This is a genomic window from Paenibacillus phytohabitans (assembly GCF_013141775.1).
Taxonomy (GTDB): domain Bacteria; phylum Bacillota; class Bacilli; order Paenibacillales; family Paenibacillaceae; genus Paenibacillus_AQ; species Paenibacillus_AQ phytohabitans.
On record NZ_WHOB01000086.1, the window covers coordinates 23286 to 44589 of the forward strand.

The window sequence follows — 21304 nt, forward strand, 5'->3', positions numbered from 1 at the left end:
TTCTTCCCTCGTTAATCCAAGTATGAGTGTGCTCTCCGTTATCCTTAACCTTGAGCTGCATCCGTGTTCATGTAGTTGATTGCCCACATATGGCCGTCCAAGTCCTCGAAGGCCCAATGATACATGAATCCATAGTCCTCAGGCTCTTCGTACGATTTCCCGCCCAAGGAGACCGCAGTATTCACGATTCCATCCACCTTTTCTCGGCTCTCGAAGGTGAGTGCGATCGTCATTTGCGCATACTTTTCCGTATCAACGGTTTCCTTCTGCGTGAGCGACTTTAATAGTTCTTTGGTGAGCAGCATGATCTGCAGGTTGTCGCCGATCACGATGGCTACCGAATTCTCATTATCGGGGAATTGCGGGTTGAGCTCGAATCCGAGTCCGGTGAAGAACGCCTTCGATTGTTCTACGTTGGTTACAGGCAGATTGAAGCTCGTGAATGTGGACATTAATGCCATTTTTAACACCTCATCTTCAAAATGGTTTGTTGTCATTGATGCCTTCGTTTATTTAGACGAAAGCCAATCCGGGAATTCATCGGTCTACTTCATTCCTGCAACTCATGTATTATTGTAAATGCAAACCCAGTATATCAACGAACTTCTCAACATACCAGAGTTACTCGTACGCCAGATTCTGCTTGTCATTCACCATGAGCCATCTGCCAGTCTTCAAGAGGAAATCCTATCTGCACGTACCGGCGATTCGTTTGTTCTGTACGACTTGTCATGCCGAATTCGGATGGACCTACGAATTTGTGGGACACAAATAACGCTACAGCTCAACAGCCAAAATTTTTTAGGGGGGAGAATAAGCCATGTCCAATGAACATTCCGTAAGTCATCTAAGTGATATTTCAGGCAAAGAAATGAGTTCAGTGGTATTCATAAGAGATTATATCCAGTTAATCTTTGAAGAAGATTATAAAGAAACAATGATTTTTACTGCTTTTACGCTCCCAATAATAAAGACAGAAGTATCATCCTACATTAGGACAGATATAACTTATTGCAACATTCTTTGTTCTCTTATTAACCAGACTGTAACAAAAGTAGATATAGAGGAGAATGTTGTTATTTCGTTATTGTTTGAAAACAATATGGTGTTGGAGATTTCGTTAAGAGGAGAAGATAACGAAGGGCCAGAGGCGGCTATGTTTAGCAGTGGAAATGGATTAACTGTGTGGCCGCTGCCCTAAAGAACTTGCTATGAGGTGAACCTATGAAGCGAGAAAAGCCAGCAGATGCGTTTCAATCGGTATATTTTATTACTGATTGGTGGGACGGGCCAAAATCCGGATTTGCTGATTTTAATGGTACTGTTCATTGTTTTGAACGGGTATTCGATAAAGTGAACGATGATTGGTCAGATTTGTATTTGTTAAGACCTGTTTCGACTGAGGAATATTCATTACAAATTGAATCCTATAAATTATTTTTAGACTGGATAAATGATAAGAGTTCAACAAGGCCACATCCTTCATCAGACAAAGATAATAAAAGATATCATGAAGTAGAGCAACTTTTAGCTGAATTTGAACACCAATTTTATATTGAAAAGTATATTGGAGAATTCATATCAATATCTAATAACGACAAAGAATATGGAAACAAAATAAATGACTTCAATTATAAAGTACAGTGGAATAGGGAGTGATATAGGGGATCATTTCAATGATCAATGTGACAATTATGTCATGCTGAATGGAAAATTGTAAGGTCAATCGATTGGGAAATAATTATGTCCCCCGTATACTGGAAAAAAAGATTCCATTTCTGAAAGGGGACTATCCACTGGTGACTGACCTTATGAAAGCAATCATTCTCGGCATAATCGAAGGTTTAACTGAATTTCTACCGGTATCATCTACCGGACATCTTATTTTAGCAGGTGATTTGCTTAGCTTTGAGGGAGAAGCTGCAATCACTTTTAAGATTGTTATACAGCTGGGTGCAGTAATGGCGGTTTTAATTCTGTACTGGAAAAGGTATTTGGAGATTGGGTCTAATATGGTTAGAATGGATTTCTCCAAAAGTAAAGGATTAAACATCATTCATATGATATTAGCTATGTTGCCAGCATTAATCCTGTATCTCCTCTTCAAGGATATTATAAAAAGCCGTTTATTCGGCCCGACTCCCGTCGTGATCGGTCTAGTAGTTGGTGGTCTATTGATGATCATCGCTGCACGGAATAGACGGACAGAAACCGCTGATACGATGGATGGGATTAGCTATAAACAAGCCTTCGGAATCGGTCTGTTCCAATGCCTGGCGTTATGGCCGGGATTCTCGAGATCAGGTTCGACGATTTCAGGCGGCCTTTTGCTCGGTACTAGCCAAAAAGCCGCCGCAGATTTTACATTTCTTATTTCTGTCCCTGTCATGTTTGGTGCAAGCTTGTTGGATTTGTATGATAGCCGTGATTTGTTGAATTCTGGCGATGTGCTTCTAATGTTAATTGGCTTTGCGGCATCCTTTATAGTGGCAATGATTGCTGTAGTGACCTTTATCAAACTGATTAAACGTCTTCGCTTGGAATGGTTTGCCCTCTATCGGTTTGTATTAGCAGCTCTATTCTATTTCATCGTCATACATTAATTAGTTCCAGTTAGTTGTTAAGGATCTAATGTGAGTTTTCTGGAGAAGGTTCAAATTTTCACAATGTATTTTTGTTTAAAAATGCGATACACTGGACTCACACAAGATTGTGATTGCTAACTGAAGGATTTTTACAGCAGCGGAAAATCACATCTTCTTATCTATTTGGGAGGTGTCTTTTTGGAAGACGTAATTGATTTTGTCCAAACCTTCAAAGGTTTAGAGGCGCGGATTAATGAATTCATTAACGAGGATTCGTCTAAAAATGAACACAGCCCTCATATTGAAAAATTTGAACGGAGTTGCGCCTTAGTTTTAAACTATATTCGGCAAGATACTTTGCTCTGGGTTCCTGGTTTAAAAAATGTGATTGAAAATATAAAATCCGAATTGGATTTACAGCAGTTTTTCATGGAAGTGACACGATAGTTTATTATATAGTGGCCCGTCAACCGTAATCCGTTGGCGGGCACTTTTCTTTCGTGGCAAGTCTAACCTGCATTACCAGGCATAAACCCCATTTACATCGAGAAACTCCCCGTTATGCCGTTTACCATCCGTTGCGTAGCCGACAATAATAGCTGCACCGTCTGCTTTGGATTTGCCGCCTTCGGCATTGCCGTTCAAATCCGTCTTGGTGAAGCCGGGAGTGACGGCGAATACTTGAGCATTGCTGTCCTTGCATTCAATCGCCATGGCCACGGTCATTGCATTGTTGGAGGTTTTGGAGGCGTTATAGTCAAAAGCATTAAGCGCATATGCAGAGCTCTGCATGAAGTGAAGTGAAGCCATATCGGTCGATACGTTCACAATGGTTCCTTCATTCTTTTGGATTAAGGGGAATAGCTGTTGATTCAGGCGGAACGTTCCGAAGAAATTCACTTCAAAGGCATTGCGCAAATCGGTCTCTCGGGTTGCACTGAATGAACTCGAGAAGGCTCCCGGCATGCCGGCATTATTAATTAAAAGCTTCAGATCAGCGTAATTGGCCTGAATGCTGCCGGCTGCTTGTTCAATACTCTCTTGATTAGTCATATCAATTTGCACGAACTCTGCGTTTAAACCCTCATTTCGCAGTTCGGAAGCTGCGGCTTCCCCCCGTTCAACACTGCGTGCACCAAGCAACACCTTCCAGCCCGCTTCACCAAGCTGTCTCGCAATTTCAAATCCAATTCCTTTATTGGCGCCTGTTACAAAAGCGGTTCTGTTCATCGTAATCCTTCTTTCTGTGTGATATGGTCTAGCAACAATTCAAAGTGTATTATGCTACACTTAGTGTAGGTCAACATAAAAATTCGGGAGTGAAACGGAATGTTTACGATAGGACAAGTCGCCAAAAAAGTTGGAGTGGGCATAGGGGCAATCCGCTTTTATGAACGAAAAGGACTTCTGGATGCAGTAGCCCGCAATGAGCAGAACAACCGACTGTATACCGAGCAGGAAATTACCTGGCTGATCTTCCTTAGATGTCTGCGTGAAACGGGAATGAGTGTGGAGGAGATCAAGAAGTATCATGACATGGTCAGAGCCGGTACGGCTACCTTACCGGAGCGGATTACGCTTATTCAGAATCAAAAGAAACAGCTCCTGGATGATATAGAAGCGAAGAAAACACAGCTCATACATCTGGAGCATAAGCTGGAGCGGTATTATGCCGGGGAGAATTATTAATAGATAATATTCTGGCGAGGTTCTCTATGGATTCAAGATGTATGTCATGGTCCCCGTCTATCATTATATGGTAGTATTTAGTAAATGGAGGGGCTTATATGAAATTAATGAAGAGATTGGGTTTGTGGTTACCGATTCTGTCTGTAGCGGTATGTATGATTAATCTGTCAGGACAAGATGATAAAAACCTGCTGCTTTTTTTGACAAGTCCTTTGCTGTTATGGCTTAACCCTCAGCTGACAGATCTGCATTACACCATGGACAATGAACTTCTGTTCCAGTTTATACTATACGGCATTCACTTCTTCTTCTGGCTGGGGTTTGGATTATTGTTCGATTGGCTAATAGCTCGCAGAAGAGCAAAGTAGAGTTCCGAAGGCAGGCCTCAGGGAGATGTTGACTTCACAGATATAAGTTACAGAATCATGATGAAATAATTAAAAATATATAACCAAAGGAGAGGAGGATAGAGTGGCAATGACTGAAGCAGAGGATAATAATCTTGAACTAGAGAAGCGGGTTGCTGCGCTGGAGAAACGGATTGCTGTGATGGAGAACTATAACCCGCCCCCGCATTCCACCAAAAAGGTAGTCTGGATCATGCTTGCGGTAATACTCGGAATCTTCCTGTCAATGGCGGGTATCGGGATTATCCAGTTTGTCAGCAGCGGCTAGTCGTTATTCTTGTCATTAATCAGCAGAGAAGTGCAGACCAGCGTTACAATAAGCATGATGCCCATTGCGATCATTTGAAAGATATTATTATAGGCTTAGCCAGATTTAAGGTTGGTTTAAGCAAAGGTGAGTATATTGTATACATACCCCCTGATAGAAACCTTAGACCCTGCCGGACGTTGGCGGGGTCACTTTTTTATAGAATGTAAGGTTACGGACTGAGCTAGCTCTCTATATGCTGATTATTCTTCACGGAGGTTTAATCGTACTCCTTGGGTTCCTGCAGTAAGATGGAGAAGGTCTGCGTTTCGTGGTCCACTTCAATGGTCTCGATGCCGACAAAATCCGGAATTTCGGGATGTACTGCATCTACGCTGTAATCCGGATGGGTCAGCAATAATTGAATGACTTTTATGGCTTCCATGTCGCTCCCCTTTACGGTTGAAATGTAACCATGCATAGAGGTACATCTGTTGTTCTAATGTCTATGCCGGTATTATCCCCGTAGCGCTTAGCGAATATGTCTATGGATTAATTTTCTGTCTTCGTTTCTTTCCATTACGGCCATTAATTGCCCCTGGAAAATCCGCCGCTGGATCTGGTCAATCCGCTGCAGAGCCAGCTCCACAGGCACCTGGAAGGTACTGGCAAGCTCAGCCACGGCATCCTCACGCAGTTCAGGCAGTGTCCGTGCGGAAATCATGGAATAGGGCATGGCGGCATAGAGAATAAACCGTTCCGATTCATCCTCCTGCGCCTGCGTGAACTGTTCAGGCATCAGAGTATGCTTGCCGGCATGGCGGAGCAGATGACAGAGCTCATGGAGGAACTCCAGCCGCTGCAGTTCGGGAGGCAGCCTGTTGTCGATAAACATGCTGTACATTCCCGCGCTGGCCTCAATGCTCTTGCTACGGACATCCAGATAATGAATCCAGATATTCAGCCGCTCGGCTATGTATTCAATGGATATGTCTGACGGCTGGCGGACACCGATGCGCTGATATAAATCCTCTGTCCATTTCTCCAACGCAGTCATCTGATAATAGGATTGCATAATCAATCACCTCAATATAAGATCGTATGTTCGTATTAATGGTCAAAAGAAAAGCCCAGAAGGGCTAAGCAATCAGCACACTCAACATTCAGCAGCTGAATGGATATGGAACGGGTGTTCCTATGTATGTAAGCATAAAGCAATCAGGCGCGAATATCAAGTGTTTTTCCCAAGGTGGGGTGTACGCCCTGACTCAGCATCTGGACCATATTCTGGGCATCCGTCTGTGCCTGATCTTTGGCAATACTCATTACCTGTAGTCCTGCAGCCTGCAATAATGAGGACTGGTTCATGACAACCGATAACGCAGCAATATCCATTTGTGTTCCTCCTCAAAGTTTCTTTGAAGCAGCGCATCCACCTTTTATATCGACTCTTTGGGGCTTGGCCGTTAGGTAAATGGCATTTCTTTGCCGATTGGCCCATGCCACCGGTTAGATTTCCACATATTCTGTGCTGTATTCAATATTCAAGAGGAGGAATTAAATTATGGGAGCAGAGTATGGTTGCGGTTGTGGAAATAACGTCGGTGGAGTTAATCAGGGTCCTCCGATTGTTCCGGTAGTAAGCCCTTGGACTTCGACTGGTGCGATTCTGGTTCTGTTCATTCTGCTGGTTATTATCACTAAAGCCTGTTTGTTCTAGAACCGCATTGAACAAGTGCTGCCCTGTCTGGCCTGTGGCCGGATGGGGCTATTTCTTTTTTTTGCGTGCCGCCGGACCGATCTGGCGTTTGATTCTGCCTGTATGCTCATCCGTTTCAATGATATACAACTCCTTGACTGTACCTGCAAGTGCAAACCATTCCTGTAAGGCTTCAGCCTCGGACATAGGGCCGTACAGCCTTTTCCCCCGATAACAGATATAGAACACTCCCGGCTCTCCGTCTATGGAATAATATCCCACCCTATTTTACGCTTTATCCGGGTGAAATTGCATAAAGAACTGTCGTTCGCATAACAGGCATGCAAATGTCCTTATATGACGGAGAGGAGAGCGGCTAATATGAGATCTGTTTCTTATCAGCAATTATTTGCGATAGCGGTAGCGCGGGAGTAGTCAGTCATTCTGCCTATTTGAACATGAACTCTACGCGGGTACCGTCTGCGAAGTCCTCCAGCTGATTGCCTACCCAGCTTCCTGCCCCGCGGTTATCACTTGGGGTTATGTATTCAATATCGGCTCCGGCTCCGCCTTCCGCACACATCGCCATCGGCCATTCATCGCGGTCATAACCTTTTTTGGTGGGTACGCCTTTCAGGGATTCCTTACGGTTCTCTTCGGCTTCATTCCGGTCAATCGTGCAGATGGGGGACTCCCCGTTCTCAATCGCTTCCTGAATATGTCTGGCGGTCTCCGGATAACGGTCAGACGGGAATTCCAGCCGGACAACCTCCGAATTGTCAGAAGACGGCGTTTGGGACGGAATCTGACCATTCTCCCCGAAGTAGTAAGCAGCCAGGCTGAGCAGAACAACAATAATGAGACTGGTGATGAATTTTTTGGCTTTCATATCTGCTCCTTAAAAGTTTTGTTAGCATAGCTTCCAAGTGATAAGTTCCGGCAAAACTCGCTTCGGAAGCATACGCTTAAGTATTGTGGGCGCAGGAAGCCTGCGCTCACAATAGTATAGCGTATGACTGCGGAGTTGGAACAGACGTAATTCTTGTCTATCCGCCGTTCTGATGTTACATAATTCGCCATAAAATGTACAAACCGATGGAAAAGGATGGTGGAAGAAGTGGAACAGCGTGTACTCAGAGATCTGCTGGATTCCGCATCAAGGCTGGTAGGCGATGTACAATGGCAGGCAGCCTTCCGGAGTGTGCTGATGAGTCCTGCGGATGAGGAGCTGGCCCTACCTGCGCGTAAATTGCTGAACACCTTATACTGGCTGCAGGGGCAAGGCGTGATCAGCGGACAGCATGATTATCTGGAGAGCCCGGATGAATTCAGCGTGAAGCTGAAGAATACCGGCGGGAGCTATGCGGGACTTCACGGCTATGAAATGGGACCCATCAGTAACCAGACGGAGCAGCAAATCAGCAGCCAGCGGCAGGGCGTCACGGACAGTGCGGTCCGCTGGCATCAGGCCGGGGGAATCGTGACGATGAGCTATCATGCCAATCTGCCGGGGACTGCTCCGGCCTGGGCGAATGTCTCGATGAGTCTCAGCGAAGCTGATTTCAGCAAATATATTACTCCGGGAACCGTCCAATACACAGCAATGATTACCGAACTGGACAAAGTAGCCGTGTATCTCAAAAAGCTGAATGATGCCGGTGTACCTGTGCTCTGGAGACCTTACCATGAGATGAACGGCGGCTGGTTCTGGTGGGGGCAGAAGTCTTCCTTCAGCACTCTCTGGGAGATTATGTTCGAGCGGTATGCCGTATATCACAAGCTGCATAATCTGCTGTGGGTGTGGAGTCCGAATGCGAAGAATCAGTGGTGTGATGAACCTGCGAAATATTACCCGGGCAGCGGAAGAGTGGATGTGCTGGCCCTGGATATCTATGAAGCGGACTTCAAGGGGAGCCATCATGACAGTCTCTGGGATCTGGGGCGCGGCAAGCTGATCGCCATTGGCGAGAATGGGGAGCTTCCTCCGGCAGCCCTGCTGGCTGGTTCCCAGAACAAATGGAGCTATCAGATGACCTGGGGCAAGCTGCTGTATGAGAAGAACAGTGATGAAGTGATCAAAGCTTTTATGAAGGATAATTTCGTGTTCACCAGAGATGAATATGCAGCGAAGGCGGCAGAAATGGATCCATCACCGGGCGGCATTCCTAAGCCGGGCTTGTATGGCCAGTACTACAATAACATTACGCTCAACGGTAAGCCCGCCCTCACCCGGACGGATGCCAACATCAACTTCATCTGGAGACAGGCAGCCCCTGATCCGGCTATTGGTGCAGATATGTTCTCGGTACGATGGAGCGGCAGGCTAAGTGCGGTGTACAGTGAGACTTACAGCATCTATACTTCTTCGGATGATGGCATCCGGGTATGGATTGACGGCAAGCTGATTATTGACAGCTGGATGAAGCAGAGCGGGCAGGAACGGCAAGGCAGTGTGAAGCTGATTGCGGGTAAGCTGCATGAGCTGAAGGTGGAGTATTACGAGAACCAGGGGGATGCGCGGGCCGTGCTGATGTGGGAGAGCCCCAGCCAGGTCAAAGGCGTAATTCCGGCAGGGGCTTTGTATCTTCCTTGACAGGGGAAGGTCTTAGGTCAGATTTGTTCGCGGTAGCTGATGTTGTTGGCGACTTTTTCGTTGCGGACCGCTTGGCGCAGCACGTCTTTTACAGCCTGAACCTTGCGGATTTTGCGGAAAGGAAGCTGCGGCGACGAGGCGTCATCCGAGAGGATCGTAAGCGTTCCAATGCCTAATATACGGTCGGGAATCGACTGCGTGACGGAAAAATCATTGACCCGCAGCAGCTCGATTTCTTCGACATCTTTGCCGATCAGTCCGCTCTTCACCATAATCCGCTGGGTAGTAATCGTGTATCTGGTGGTATTGAGTCCAATAAGCCCCTTGAGCCGGTCGGATATGCCCGCAGGCTTACCCTGCCACAGCTCGGTTTCTGTGCTTGTTCCGGAGACCCGGTCTGCCGCCGGACGGCGTGCTGCTGCCGGAGCGTTATTATCCTCTGTACCTGCTCCGCATTCTCCGCAGAATTTGGCACCTTGCTTATATTCCGCACCACAGGCTGTGCAATAAGGCATAAGATATCTTCCTCTCGTATAACGGATAATTTGATTATAGTATAACAAGAATTCCCAGTCACTACCGGGTTCTTTCTTGTGTTTCTTTCTGTGAATACGCTTTATCTCAGAAAAATGTTTCATCCCGGCCGATTTTACATTAATTTCATTTGCACTTAACAAAATTCGATATTATTCTGTTAAGTGGAGGGATATAAATATGAGACGATTTTTATTTGCAGGATTACTTATGATCGTTGTAGTCCTAAGTGCCTGCAGCAATGACAGCGCAGAACCTGCTTCGCAGGAAGTAGTGCAGGATACAGTTCAGAGCTTCTACAATGAAATGTCAAAATTCGATGAAATGGGTAAATCCTCGCTGGAAAATTTCAACACCACCTTAACTTCTTATTCAACCGGAGATGCGACCGACAAGGAGCTGCAAAAGGCCGTGGACGAGTTCCAGGATACCGCCTCCGATATCGCCAATCAGGTGAGTGACGTGAAGATTTCCAAGAGCCTGCCGGACACGATCCAGACGCTGCTCAGAGATTCAATTATTGCTTTTAAAAGTGCCTATTCCATTAAAGAGCAGGCCTCCAAAAGCGCGGTTTCTCCCGATGTAACTGCCGAGGAATTCAATGCGATGAACCAGCAGGCGGATGTAGCGATGCTGTACGGCATCTCCAAGCTGAATGAAGCCAGAGCGGCAGCAGGATTGATTGATCCGGAAGAGAGCACAGAAGGTCTAATTGTGGACCCGTCAGAGGCGGACGCGGCTGCGAAGACGGATACGGGAGCTGCAACGACAGAGAGCACGGCAGGAAACACGGCCAATTAAAAAGTATTCATCCCCGTTTAGTGCCTGAGTAATTTCCAGAATGAATTCAAGCTAGCCCCACTGCTGTGGGGTTATTTTGCTGTGCTGGCGGGGTCCGGTATCGTTCCTTCCAGGTCTGGGTGCTTACATATATTTCTGCTTGCTTAAAAAGCCGGATCACGGATATAATACAAACATACGTTCGGTACATGGGCGGACAATGTATTGCGGTATTGTATACAGACCATAGATTGGGGGAGCGGCAATGGGCAAAAAGCTGGAGGGTAATAACCTGTGGGACAGCAACCGGACAGTACTGCCGGAGCAGATGCGCGTAATCAGTAGAGGTGAACGGGAGACGTGGCAAAGCGTCAAGCCGGTTCCGGATGAGCACAAGCTGGAGGAGATTGAGCATACGCTGGCTTTGTCGCTGCGGAGTCATGTACGGGTAACGGTAGTGTTGTTTGACCCTCTTGAGCACAAGCTGCTTAGCGGATTTGTAACTTCCATTCACACCCACTCGCGCGAAATCAAGCTGCAGTGGGCGGAGGAATGGAAGTGGCTGAACGTGGATGATATTGTGGACGCCTATATCGTCTGAGGGTGCAGGCGAAGCTGGCCGGAGCGGACGGAGCGGACGGAGCGGTTAATTTCTCCCGGCGGTTTCCGTCTTTTCATAAGCAATCAGCGTAACTCCGGGATTCCCGGTCATCCGGGCGATGGCCGACTCGGCCTCGCGGATCACTTCAACAACATCCTCCTGATCGCTAAGCGCGGCCACCTTATAGCTGTCACTGTGAATATCCATGTTTGTCCACCTTTCCATGCGGGATTAAGGATTAACGGTACTCCATGTTAGTGTGGCCTGTGGTGCAGCAATTCATCCTTGTTGGCGCCTGTTTACGTTAAGCTGGATCAAGCCTCATTAAAGCCCTCAGGATTGCCTGGGGGCTTATTACGTGTATGCTTCAGGGAGCCTGGCAAACTTGGGCGGATGCAGGGGTGAAAGTGTACATGCAACATTGTACAAGGGGGCATTTACTATACCAGGGGGTGAGTATATGCTGACTTTGGATCAAGTGAAGAGTAAATCGGCAGGGTGGCTGGGCAATCTGCATCCGGTGCTGCTGGCGGGTGCTACAGAGCTCATCCGGCGGAGTTATGCCAGAGGGATTCCGATCCTCATTACCCAGGGAATGCGCACCATTGCCGAACAGAATGCGCTATACGCGCAGGGAAGAACCAAGAAAGGCGCTATTGTAACCAATGCCAAGGGCGGCAGCAGCTATCACAATTACGGCCTGGCGATTGATTTCGCACTGCTGCTGCCGGATGGCAAAAGCGTATCCTGGGATATGAAGCGTGACGGAGACGGGGATAAGTTAGCGGACTGGCAGGAGGTTGCACAGGAGGCGAAGAAGCTCGGTTTAGAGTGGGGCGGGGACTGGAGTTCCTTCAAGGACTACTCTCATCTGCAGATGACCTTCGGACTAACCACTGCTGAGCTCCGGGCCGGTAAGCACCCCACCGTTCAGCAGGTGAAGGACGCATTAAGCCGGATTAACGGAGGTGACCCAGAGGTGAATACCGACATTAAAGTAAATATCACATTGAACGGACAGAAGCTCACGACCGGCGTGCTGGACAGCGTCACCACGTACGCTCCGGTACGCACCATTGCCGAAGCGCTTGGAGCCAAAGTGACCTATGATGCGCTCAGCAAGACCGTGAACATCATAAAGGAATAATCTGCGTTGCATAGATGATGTGCCGTGTGGGGAAATTATCAGCGATAAACCACAACCACAGAGGAGGCATACCATCTTGAACAAGCTGATTACAAGCCTTGCATGCGGCACAGTACTTTCCATGAGTCTGCTCGGAGCCGGTTACACATCTGCTGCGGCTGGCACGACAGGGATGGGCGGAACGGCACCCGTTACCAACAGCACAACATCGGATACCCGGATGGGCACTATGGGCAACATGGGTGACATGGATGGCCGGAGCACACAAATGATGAACGGCCGGGGCAATACCATGATGAACCAGACGACAGGCACCATGCATAAGAATGAGACGATCATGAAGGATAAAATCCGTACCGGAGACAACAGCTCTGTCTCTCCGCTGAATAACAGCACTCCAACCGGCATCTACCGGGCACAGAGCACCACAGGCGATAACGATAACGGCTCTAACTGGGGCTGGCTCGGCCTGCTCGGACTTCTGGGGCTGGTCGGTATGCGCAGCAGAAGCGGCGAGCGCGAACGCCACTAAACAGGGTAGTAACAGCAAAGGGCCCGCATCAGTTTCGGCTGCTCGGGCTGTTTGTCTGGATACAGGAAAATTTAATGGTAATTATTTATTGCGTATCCCCATAATACGTGATATTATATTTCTTGTCGCGTTAACCACGCACATAACATGCCGGGGTGGCGGAACAGGCAGACGCACAGGACTTAAAATCCTGCGGTACGTGAGTACCGTACGGGTTCGACCCCCGTCCTCGGCATCCATAGTAACAATGAAAGGGCACATTCAGTTGAATGAGCCCTTTTTTTTGTATCCCGGTTAGAAAAAGGATATTGTAATTAAAAGATCGAATTAACCCTGTGATGAAATTTGTAGTTCATTGAAGAGATAGAGTGCATCTTTAAATCCCTGCAGATAAATGGAGCGTTCAAGAATAGCCTGAAGCGATATCTGAGTATCCTCATAGAGGAATGAAGCCTTTTGCAGATTCTCCGGGAGAACACTCCTAAGCTGCTGGAAGAACTCATCGCTTTCCAATACGAGAAGCTTATAATTAGGATCGGTGTTGGACAGTTCGCGGTACATTCCTTCAAGCCGAATGCGGATCAGTGGGTCGGTTAAAGTTTCTAAAGATTCATACAAACTGGACACCTCCAAACCATTAACTTTATAAGGTCATTATATAACCCTGTGAGGTTAATTGTAAAGTTAAATTTTAACTCTATAAAGTCAATCCGTTGTCTGCAATTATCATACATAATAGCTGGAGGGGAACTTCTTGTTGAAAAGCAATTTAAGAATTCTAATGGCTGAACATCAGATAGACGACATTACCGAATTAATGGAGAAATCAGGACTAAGCCGAAATTCCATCAATAAGCTATACAGAGGAACCCAATTAGAGACTATTAAGCTGGAGACGTTATTTAAGCTTTGTGATACTTTTCAATGTAAGCTGTCGGAATTGATTGAGTATAGCCCGGAAAAATAAAGTGGTGTGAGGGAACTCTGAGTGAGTTTTCTTGAATTAAACCCCAAAATAATCATCTCCTGTCAGGGAATAAAGTGAAACAAGCGGAGTTGCTGACACCCTTCCAGTTGCACCATTTTCTAGAGCCCTTCATAGTATTCTTTAAGATTATATACTCTGAAGAATATTTCTTCGTTATATCTCTTATTAGATCGAAGTCATTTCTTTCTCTTAAGGACAGAAATCAGTTTCTTTAGTTCTTCATTGTTATGGTGATTCATAATAACGCCTCCTAATAATATTTGGGAGAAAGCAAAGAGCCAGACACGATTAAACGTGTCCGGCTTTTTCATTAGTTTAGCCTCTCGCGAGGACTACCTATCAAGCATAGGTATCGGGAATATAATATAGAAATGGAACAACTCAGTTTGCTATTACACTGATTTAAACCAAGAGTGTAAATTATCAATTAAAAAAGGAAATTGCCGGAAGCCGTCGAATTTAGTACTTTGATCATTTGTGATATTTATCTTTAGAATGGTGGTGGCTGTGTGTTGGAATCTCCTCGAGTTAAAAATGTTTTAGATGACTTACTAAGAGGTAAGGAAATTAACCTAAGAGATAAGAAAATAGGCCCATATTCTAAAGATGGGATAGTAGTCTTAAAATGTTTGAGGGATTTTTCTGAACGTGAGTTCATTGCTCCGTTTGGTCAAGATAAACTTGCAACCTTGATAAGAGTATTTAATCAGGCGCTCACAGAAGTCGTTATCTCAGAGGCTTCAGAAGATGTGCAACTTGATGAAGTATGTTCCTATAAGCTGGGGAAATTAAGAGCTTCCAACTTTAGAGGTCTTCAAATATTTAATGGCCCGGTGTTTGAATATAATTTTGATGGTAGAACTCAACTGATTTCTGGAAGCAATGGTACAGGTAAGTCATCAATCATGAATGCCATCGTCTGGCTATTTACTGGTAAATTATTATGGGATCGGACAGAACCGAGCATAGCTCCAGTAATATCTTTGTATGAAAAAAAAGAGACTAACTTAGAAGTCAATACCATAGGAAGAGTGTGGCCCTCTGAATGCGCATTACCATCTGTTGAACACGCAATCAAGAATATGCAGAGTTATAATTGCTGGGTTGAAGTTGAACTGATTCCAAGTTCGGGAGGAGACGCAGTAATTATTAGAAGAGATTTAACAGGAGCTAAGAAGTCAAAATTGTCTAACATGCCGATTTTGGACGATCTATCAATTGATTTGTCCCTTATAATGCCAGCAAAAGTGAATCATATTCAATTTACGGCTGATTCTGATCTTGCACAAATTTTTTTAAATGTAAGTGGACTAGATTCAATGAATTACATTGGTATCTACGCAAAAGAAATGCAGAAAGCTTGTACAAGGTATATCACCCAAAAATCACTAGAAATAGGCTGGATTGATCAAAAAAATCGAGTTCTAGGTGAAAAAATATCATCCAGAATTCCCAATGATATTAAAGATGAATACGCTTCAATAGGTACTACGGGAGAATTAAAGGATAGAATTAATCAGAAACAAGAATGGTTAACCAAACAGGCCAATGAAAGGCTGATTAAGCTTAAGGAAGTATTAAAGCTTAAGGAGATTGAAGACTTTAATGTAAATGATACATTTACTCAAAGGCTACTAACAAAAATCATTGCTGCCCATGAAGCAATCACTCAAAGCTCTATTACAGAATGGAGTATAATAAAGGATTTCTCAAAATCAATACAGAGTTATAGTGCATCTGAAATTATTGAATTCAGTACAGTAATTACTGAAACAACCGAGCAATTATTGCTGGCTCTTATTTGGTACGAAAAAAAGCAAGAAATAAAAAAGTTAGAGTTAATGTTGCAAGCTGTTAAACTGATTCCTATTGATTCTGATTTATCAAACTGTCCACTTTGCGAAAGCATTTTAGAAGATACTAATTCTGTAAAAGCAGAACTAATTGCATTGAAAAATTTGGAAGACGAGGCTAGCCTTAATATAGTTGAAATTATCAAGCGTTGTTGTAATCGTTTAAAAAGTAAAGTACCACACTCATTACATGTGGTAAATACGTCCGATTTTGTACAGAATTTCACAAAAGATGTTAATGCGTTCATATATCGTTTTTTAAACAATGGATTGGATGAACTTAAAGCAAATCTAGAACCTAAAATCAATGCGTTAGTCAGCTCAGTGAATTTTAAAGAATATTTGAATGAAGATATAGAAAGAACCATTAATAAGTTGGGAATCAATGATATTCACTGTATATTAGATGATTATACTATCCTAGCTAATGAATATCTTGATAAAATCACTGTACTAAATTGGATTAACACTAACTTCGATTCGTTTAAAACGGACATCGATAATACCTTAGGATATGGTAATGCTCCTCATTCCGATTCATTGATTCATATTCTGACGGTTTGTAAAGATATTGTTTTATCTATCAAACCCCTACAAGATGCTTGTTTGGAGATGGAGGAGTATAAAAATAATCTTATACTTAAGGAAAAACTATGTAATGAGCATCAAATTATAGAACGAATTAAGCAAGCGCTAATAGAACTAGAGTCACAGAAAGAATTGGCTGATAATTTGTTAGCTGACGATTTAGACAAGGTTATTTCTCGAATTCAAATAATCTATGGAGAGTTGTACGGGACCGATGAATTCCCTTTAAAAATAATAGAACCTGTAAGATCAGGTCGTCAAATTGATATGAAATTTTTAGTAGAGCACAGAGGAATACTAGTAGAGGCTGCACCATTAATTAATGCTTCTCGTATAAGAGCACTATTATGGGCATATATATTTGCTATGTCAGAGATAAGAAGTGAAAGCACAAAAAGGACTTGGTTAAACTTTACTTTATTAGATGATCCATTAACTTCACTTGATGAAGGGCATAGGACTAGGTTTGCTAGACGAGTATTTGATACCCAAAGAAAAAATCAATTTATTATAACCTCTCATGACCCGGATTGGCCAAGACACATGAAGCAATATGGAGTAAATCCTCAAATTCAGCGTATTAAGTCTTTGAGCATAGTAAGAGATGTTATTGATATCAAGGGTTGGAAAGCAGAAGTTGATATAGATTTGAAATCATGGAACGAAGATAAGAAAGATGAGCAATTGGCAAAAAGGTTCGTCGAATCAGTAAGAGTTTGGATTGAAGATGAGCTCAAGGATATTCTTGTTTATGCTCCAACCTCACCAAAAGTGGACGATAATTTAGATGGTTTAATGAAAAAGTTAAATGATGCAATCAGTAGAGTTAACTTTTATAAATCTGCTTATTATCGGGAACTCTATACAGAGTTGAAGAAACTTCCAAAAGATATACATAACGCTCATCACGGAGGAGCTTTGCGTAGTAGAATTTATTGTGATGAAGCTGATATCATTTCACAAAGCTATACGAAAATATCGTCCTTTTTAGATCTGTGCTGGGATGATTTTAGAAGTAAAATCTACACTGTTTCAAAATCAGATTTAAATCCTTTAAGCATATAAAAATTAATCATAAAGTTTATTGGAGAGGGAGAAATGTTCCAGGATAAATCATTAGATGAAACCCTTAAAATTATACAGGAAGGGCTTTGGCATTTGAAAGACACTACTTCGATGATAGCTTTAGAGCATCTAGATGCAATAGCAAAAAATTATGAGTTTACACTAGCAGATTCTCTTCAAAGTATCGAAAATATATTGAATTTCAATGATTGCACAGGTATTTATTATTTTGAGGCAAAATTTAATAATCTTTATGCTAAATGGTTGATAGAACAAGGAGAGCAGTACTATAACTTAATTGAACGTAGAGAAAAGTTTTTCTTTTACATCCAGGAGATTTGGTTTGAAAATAGAAGCGGTAATACACCCCGGCTTTCGGTGAAAAGGTTCATGAAACATTTTGTGGCGCGTAAAGGCGGAAAAAACCTTTTTTTAGATGGGTGGATTCCTCTATATATCGGAAAAGCACGAAACGATAGTTTTTCCTCGAATAAAGGGATAAGGTATAGAATTATTGAGCATATCTATGCAGATTATAGGACAACTTCCGATCAACTCTACAGTATGCGGTTAAATGACTTGAACAGTACTTTCAAGGATGTTGATTTTAGAGTTTCTTATGTTGAATTGGATAAATTTGAAGAAGATTATTTATACCATCTTGTTTATTTTATTGAGAAAGAACTACGGTATAGAATAAAGCCCATTATAGGTAAACAATAAAACTGGCTTTTTTGTCACATTTCTAACTAGTTCAAGAGCACAGGGATAATCGAACGTAGGAATTAAAAATTTACTTGGAGCGGCACAGAATAAGACATCCATGTGAAAGATGGAGAGTCGAAAACGAAGCGTTAATTCTTGAGGATTGGCTATATAACCATTGGTAGGTTGATTCTGTACTTGAAACACCGTTATATGTAATTTCAATAACGCAACTATGTAAAGCTTGCATGATTGGAGCGTTAGAAATAATTATGAATGATCGCATTGAGCTTCTAAAACTTGATTGTTAAAATCAAGAAACTACGTTAAAAGGTACAACTACAGAAAAAAATGGGGTGTTATTTTGAGTAAAATTATTATTAAAAGACTTTATATTAACCCGCAACTTACAATAAATTTTAACGAGGGACAAAACTATATTATCGGATTAAATGGTTCAGGTAAAACAACTTTGTTTAACTTGATTCAATATTTATTAGGTCTGAAAGGTAACTTTACGAGATTAATAAATTACTTGTCACTCGATTCCCCTTATTTGGAATGCAAGTTTAAAGATAAGTGTGTGCGTATTTCGAGAAAATTACCTTCTAATATGATTTTTTTTGAAGGGGATATACATAGGCAAGCCCGAGCAAACTCAATTGAGCTAAATCAAATATATACTGAATTAATGAATATAAAATTTGTTTCACCATTTAATGAACTTGCTACGCTTGATATATTGGGACATTCTTTTTATGCTGAACTGGATATTAAAGGGAATAGCAGAGAGAAGCAGGACACATACCATAAGATTGTTGGCTATAATTCAGAATACCTAGACTCAATAGAAAAGGATATCAAAACAATAGAAAATGAAGTAGCATTTGATAACCATGGATTGAAATTGGTTGAGAAATACAAAAACGGCGTAGAGAATTCCATAGCAAAAATCATTGAAGATAATACAATAAACAAGTTGAACGACATAATAAGTTTTGAATATAAAAAAATTAAAGAAAAAATAATTGAAAATAATAATTTAATGGAGAGAGCACGTACTATTTTAATACAAGAAAAGGAATTTAGCGAAGAGTTCATCAATGAACAATTATCAATTATTGATGCTTTTTTTTACCATACAATAAATCATTTAACCAAACGGAATGAGAATTTCTATGATTTTAAAGATGTCATGAAGCAAAGGAATTTTAATTCCTTTTCATATGGGTACAAGAATATCATCCTTTTCGTTTTAAGGTTAACCTTTTGTAGGGATTTGAAAGATTTAAAATATAATAATGGTGCGGGAATACTAGTAACAGATGATTTACTTTCTGTAAATGATGCTGATTCTTCTTTAGGAGTTACTGAAAAAATTACTGAAGTTGTGAATGATGGTGCGCTCCAATATATCAGTTTCAGCCGCTATAATAGCTATATTCCCAAGGAGCATGTGGTTTTTGAGATTTCTGGCATACAAGGAGGAGGTATCTTTGAAAGATAAAAGTAAACTTTCTGTGATAGTTGCTATTATTAGTTCCTTCATATCTTTATTAGTATTATTATTTGGTAATAATATATACGATAGATTAAATAATAACTCTACGTTAATAATTGAAACTAGTAAGACCAACCAATTTTTACCTGACGAGCTACTCGGAATAATGAATGATAATACTCTCAAGAACAATAATAGGCCATCTGCTGATTCATTAAGAGTCATAAAAATTAAAAATAAAGGAATTTCTTCAAAAAATTTAAGAATCCAGTTAGATTTAGATGGTTCAATATTCGATTATAAAATTGAAAGTACTGAATCAATTAAAGACAGCAGCATTAGCGCTAACTCAACAGTAATTGTTAATATGGATAGGTTATCTCAAAATGCTTCTATAGAATTAATAATATGGTTTCATGAAGATTATAAAAATTTCTATGCCTCTTATTCCGATGACATTTCGAGTAATAAAATTCCATATAACGAGAATAAAAATACAACTAAAAAGTCAATTATTATCATAATTTTAGTTGTAATACTTATTGAGTCTGTATTATTTATAATTAATTCACTTAGACGAATGAATATAGCTAAAAAAGAACGAGAAAAGACTGAACTTCTAGACTATGTTTTAACTGGAATCAACAATAGCTTTTCAGAAGAAGATACAACAATTAGTGAATCTGAAAGTAAATCACCTAGTCCATCAGAAAAAGACCACGCATTGGAAAGATTAAGTGAATTAATAGAGAAAAAAAGCTAATCTTATTGGATTAGTAGATTATGCTGGAGTCATTCCAGAATAGCCGTTCCCGCATAGAAAATGTTGCTTGAAGAAGCCATCATTCACAGGTACAAAGGTGGCATGAGCACATGCGAGGTCGCCAAGTTTATTGGTCTACCAGAATCCCTTGTCCAGACTGGCTTTACAGTCGATGATTCGATACATAGAACAAGCTCAAAATACCGATTTGAAGATTCAGGGGCTCTATTTGATGTGATTCAAACGAGGACATAAAAAAGAGTAGAAACATATAGCTCCTTCTCAATTATTTGCTAACATATTTGCTAACACCGCTGCATATCCAAATCTCTGAACGCAGAGAGTGTGGAACACAAAAGAGTGCCTTTAACCCGCATGGTTAAAGGCTTTATACTCGATCTTCCCGTAGTGTAGAAAATGGACTAAAAAGACCATTTCAGGACTTAAAATTCTGAGATACGTGAGTACCGTAAGGGTTCGACCCCCGTCCTCGACATCCTTGATGAATAAGGTTTTTTTTGAAAAATCTTGCTTTCTGAAACAGCCTAGGAGAGAACTTTTTATTGAGTTCTCTCCTGCAGTTCTCTCCTTTTTCCGAAGGAGAGAACGAGGAGGGGATCGCATGACTCTCATGGAACATTGGGGGCAGTGCGATCTTTTTAATTAAAAGACCAAAACACCACTCATTTTTGATGCTGAAGATACTTTGGAACTGTAATGGGTTAGAAAAGAGTGGATATCATTTTAATTGCTCATGGTTTTATGGAATTCAACATACAGAAACATTACATGCACACAATTAAATTTATTTCTTTTAAGAGTTCCGCCAACACCTGTATTGACAGGTGTTGGCGTTTTTTTGTATCCACAGATATTAAAGTGAAATTTCATCGTTCTATAGGTGAAGGGAGGTGTAGGATGAATGCCGCGAAGGAGTCGCCAAGATATTTTGACAGAGCTCCTCAAGCAGGCTGGAGATGGATTGTGGATCAGGGCTGCTCTTAGGGTGTGGATTCCCGTTCAGATG

At 42.2% G+C, this 21304-nt stretch carries 28 protein-coding genes and 1 tRNA gene; 19 read left to right on the forward strand and 10 right to left on the reverse strand.

The genetic code is table 11. From position 1 onward, the window contains the following. Window positions 1–44 precede the first annotated feature (44 nt). Window positions 45–461: a VOC family protein gene (locus GC101_RS27800; RefSeq protein WP_171719971.1), complete on the reverse strand. Its 417-nt coding sequence runs from the start codon at window positions 459–461 to the stop codon at window positions 45–47. Window positions 462–820: 359 nt separating this feature from the next. On the opposite strand from GC101_RS27800, the gene GC101_RS27805 reads away from it, so the two are divergent. The 4 genes from GC101_RS27805 (at window position 821) to GC101_RS27820 (ending at window position 3032) form a co-directional block, all read left to right on the forward strand. Next, window positions 821–1201: a hypothetical protein gene (locus tag GC101_RS27805; protein ID WP_171719972.1), complete on the forward strand. Its 381-nt coding sequence runs from the start codon at window positions 821–823 to the stop codon at window positions 1199–1201. A 23-nt stretch (window positions 1202–1224) separates the two neighbouring features. Beyond that, complete coding sequence (locus GC101_RS27810; RefSeq protein WP_171719973.1) at window positions 1225–1659, forward strand: hypothetical protein; 435 nt, start codon at window positions 1225–1227, stop codon at window positions 1657–1659. Window positions 1660–1799: 140 nt separating this feature from the next. Continuing rightward, on the forward strand, window positions 1800–2603 hold the full coding sequence (locus tag GC101_RS27815) for an undecaprenyl-diphosphate phosphatase (protein WP_171719974.1): 804 nt from the start codon (window positions 1800–1802) through the stop codon (window positions 2601–2603). Window positions 2604–2783: 180 nt separating this feature from the next. Then, window positions 2784–3032 carry a hypothetical protein gene (locus GC101_RS27820; protein WP_171719975.1) on the forward strand — a complete coding sequence of 83 codons (249 nt, stop codon included), beginning with the start codon at window positions 2784–2786 and terminating at the stop codon, window positions 3030–3032. A gap of 72 nt (window positions 3033–3104) precedes the next feature. Here GC101_RS27820 and GC101_RS27825 read toward each other — a convergent pair whose 3' ends face one another. Continuing rightward, window positions 3105–3815: an SDR family NAD(P)-dependent oxidoreductase gene (locus tag GC101_RS27825; RefSeq protein WP_171719976.1), complete on the reverse strand. Its 711-nt coding sequence runs from the start codon at window positions 3813–3815 to the stop codon at window positions 3105–3107. Window positions 3816–3914: 99 nt separating this feature from the next. On the opposite strand from GC101_RS27825, the gene GC101_RS27830 reads away from it, so the two are divergent. From GC101_RS27830 to GC101_RS27840, 3 genes are all read left to right on the forward strand, one after another. Next, complete coding sequence (locus GC101_RS27830; protein WP_171719977.1) at window positions 3915–4274, forward strand: MerR family transcriptional regulator; 360 nt, start codon at window positions 3915–3917, stop codon at window positions 4272–4274. A 98-nt stretch (window positions 4275–4372) separates the two neighbouring features. Continuing rightward, window positions 4373–4642: a hypothetical protein gene (locus tag GC101_RS27835; protein WP_171719978.1), complete on the forward strand. Its 270-nt coding sequence runs from the start codon at window positions 4373–4375 to the stop codon at window positions 4640–4642. Window positions 4643–4751: 109 nt separating this feature from the next. Further along, entirely contained in the window at window positions 4752–4949 is a 198-nt protein-coding gene (locus tag GC101_RS27840; RefSeq protein WP_171719979.1) for a hypothetical protein, read from the forward strand. A gap of 259 nt (window positions 4950–5208) precedes the next feature. Here the strand turns inward: GC101_RS27840 and GC101_RS27845 are convergent, their stop codons facing one another. The 3 genes from GC101_RS27845 to GC101_RS27855 form a co-directional block, all read right to left on the reverse strand. Continuing rightward, on the reverse strand, window positions 5209–5373 hold the full coding sequence (locus tag GC101_RS27845; RefSeq protein ID WP_156118709.1) for a hypothetical protein: 165 nt from the start codon (window positions 5371–5373) through the stop codon (window positions 5209–5211). Window positions 5374–5460: 87 nt separating this feature from the next. Further along, window positions 5461–6003, reverse strand: a complete 543-nt coding sequence (locus GC101_RS27850) for an ImmA/IrrE family metallo-endopeptidase (protein ID WP_171719980.1) — start codon at window positions 6001–6003, stop codon at window positions 5461–5463. Between the two features lie 143 nt (window positions 6004–6146). Beyond that, window positions 6147–6323 carry a YjfB family protein gene (locus GC101_RS27855; protein ID WP_171719981.1) on the reverse strand — a complete coding sequence of 59 codons (177 nt, stop codon included), beginning with the start codon at window positions 6321–6323 and terminating at the stop codon, window positions 6147–6149. 169 nt (window positions 6324–6492) lie between these two features. Between GC101_RS27855 and GC101_RS27860 the strand changes: the two genes are divergently transcribed. After that, window positions 6493–6648 (forward strand): hypothetical protein, encoded by a 156-nt coding sequence (locus GC101_RS27860; protein ID WP_155991357.1) that lies wholly within the window; start codon window positions 6493–6495, stop codon window positions 6646–6648. 48 nt (window positions 6649–6696) lie between these two features. On the opposite strand, the gene GC101_RS27865 is transcribed toward GC101_RS27860, so the two are convergent. Next, window positions 6697–6834, reverse strand: a complete 138-nt coding sequence (locus GC101_RS27865) for a hypothetical protein (protein ID WP_156118708.1) — start codon at window positions 6832–6834, stop codon at window positions 6697–6699. A gap of 241 nt (window positions 6835–7075) precedes the next feature. Then, entirely contained in the window at window positions 7076–7516 is a 441-nt protein-coding gene (locus tag GC101_RS27870) for a NucA/NucB deoxyribonuclease domain-containing protein (RefSeq protein WP_171719982.1), read from the reverse strand. 228 nt (window positions 7517–7744) lie between these two features. Here GC101_RS27870 and GC101_RS27875 point away from each other — a divergent pair, with 228 nt between their 5' ends. Then, complete coding sequence (locus tag GC101_RS27875) at window positions 7745–9220, forward strand: glycosyl hydrolase (protein ID WP_171719983.1); 1476 nt, start codon at window positions 7745–7747, stop codon at window positions 9218–9220. A 17-nt stretch (window positions 9221–9237) separates the two neighbouring features. Here GC101_RS27875 and GC101_RS27880 read toward each other — a convergent pair whose 3' ends face one another. After that, window positions 9238–9735, reverse strand: a complete 498-nt coding sequence (locus tag GC101_RS27880) for a zinc ribbon domain-containing protein (RefSeq protein WP_171719984.1) — start codon at window positions 9733–9735, stop codon at window positions 9238–9240. 199 nt (window positions 9736–9934) lie between these two features. Between GC101_RS27880 and GC101_RS27885 the strand changes: the two genes are divergently transcribed. Both GC101_RS27885 and GC101_RS27890 read left to right on the forward strand, forming a co-directional pair. Then, window positions 9935–10555 (forward strand): hypothetical protein, encoded by a 621-nt coding sequence (locus GC101_RS27885; RefSeq protein ID WP_171719985.1) that lies wholly within the window; start codon window positions 9935–9937, stop codon window positions 10553–10555. A 244-nt stretch (window positions 10556–10799) separates the two neighbouring features. After that, window positions 10800–11135 (forward strand): YolD-like family protein, encoded by a 336-nt coding sequence (locus GC101_RS27890; RefSeq protein ID WP_171719986.1) that lies wholly within the window; start codon window positions 10800–10802, stop codon window positions 11133–11135. A gap of 45 nt (window positions 11136–11180) precedes the next feature. Here the strand turns inward: GC101_RS27890 and GC101_RS27895 are convergent, their stop codons facing one another. After that, window positions 11181–11342 carry a hypothetical protein gene (locus GC101_RS27895; RefSeq protein ID WP_171719987.1) on the reverse strand — a complete coding sequence of 54 codons (162 nt, stop codon included), beginning with the start codon at window positions 11340–11342 and terminating at the stop codon, window positions 11181–11183. A gap of 253 nt (window positions 11343–11595) precedes the next feature. Between GC101_RS27895 and GC101_RS27900 the strand changes: the two genes are divergently transcribed. From GC101_RS27900 to GC101_RS27910, 3 genes are all read left to right on the forward strand, one after another. Further along, the gene (locus GC101_RS27900) at window positions 11596–12282 is read left to right on the forward strand and encodes a M15 family metallopeptidase (protein ID WP_171719988.1); all 687 of its coding nucleotides are present in this window, start codon (window positions 11596–11598) and stop codon (window positions 12280–12282) included. A gap of 76 nt (window positions 12283–12358) precedes the next feature. Beyond that, window positions 12359–12814, forward strand: coding sequence for a WGxxGxxG family protein (locus tag GC101_RS36345; RefSeq protein ID WP_246354547.1), 456 nt, complete (start codon window positions 12359–12361; stop codon window positions 12812–12814). 149 nt (window positions 12815–12963) lie between these two features. Next, window positions 12964–13049, forward strand: a tRNA-Leu gene (locus tag GC101_RS27910). A 92-nt stretch (window positions 13050–13141) separates the two neighbouring features. Here the strand turns inward: GC101_RS27910 and GC101_RS27915 are convergent. Beyond that, window positions 13142–13432, reverse strand: a complete 291-nt coding sequence (locus GC101_RS27915; RefSeq protein WP_171719989.1) for a hypothetical protein — start codon at window positions 13430–13432, stop codon at window positions 13142–13144. Between the two features lie 136 nt (window positions 13433–13568). Between GC101_RS27915 and GC101_RS27920 the strand changes: the two genes are divergently transcribed. The 5 genes from GC101_RS27920 (at window position 13569) to GC101_RS27940 (ending at window position 20277) form a co-directional block, all read left to right on the forward strand. Further along, window positions 13569–13781, forward strand: a complete 213-nt coding sequence (locus tag GC101_RS27920; protein ID WP_281365929.1) for a helix-turn-helix domain-containing protein — start codon at window positions 13569–13571, stop codon at window positions 13779–13781. 530 nt (window positions 13782–14311) lie between these two features. Then, the gene (locus tag GC101_RS27925) at window positions 14312–17308 is read left to right on the forward strand and encodes an AAA family ATPase (RefSeq protein WP_171719990.1); all 2997 of its coding nucleotides are present in this window, start codon (window positions 14312–14314) and stop codon (window positions 17306–17308) included. A gap of 33 nt (window positions 17309–17341) precedes the next feature. Further along, window positions 17342–18031 carry a hypothetical protein gene (locus GC101_RS27930; protein ID WP_171719991.1) on the forward strand — a complete coding sequence of 230 codons (690 nt, stop codon included), beginning with the start codon at window positions 17342–17344 and terminating at the stop codon, window positions 18029–18031. A gap of 346 nt (window positions 18032–18377) precedes the next feature. Then, on the forward strand, window positions 18378–19520 hold the full coding sequence (locus GC101_RS27935) for a hypothetical protein (RefSeq protein WP_171719992.1): 1143 nt from the start codon (window positions 18378–18380) through the stop codon (window positions 19518–19520). Continuing rightward, complete coding sequence (locus tag GC101_RS27940; RefSeq protein WP_171719993.1) at window positions 19510–20277, forward strand: hypothetical protein; 768 nt, start codon at window positions 19510–19512, stop codon at window positions 20275–20277. Before GC101_RS27935 ends, GC101_RS27940 begins: the two co-directional genes overlap by 11 nt. Window positions 20278–21304: the final 1027 nt, after the last annotated feature.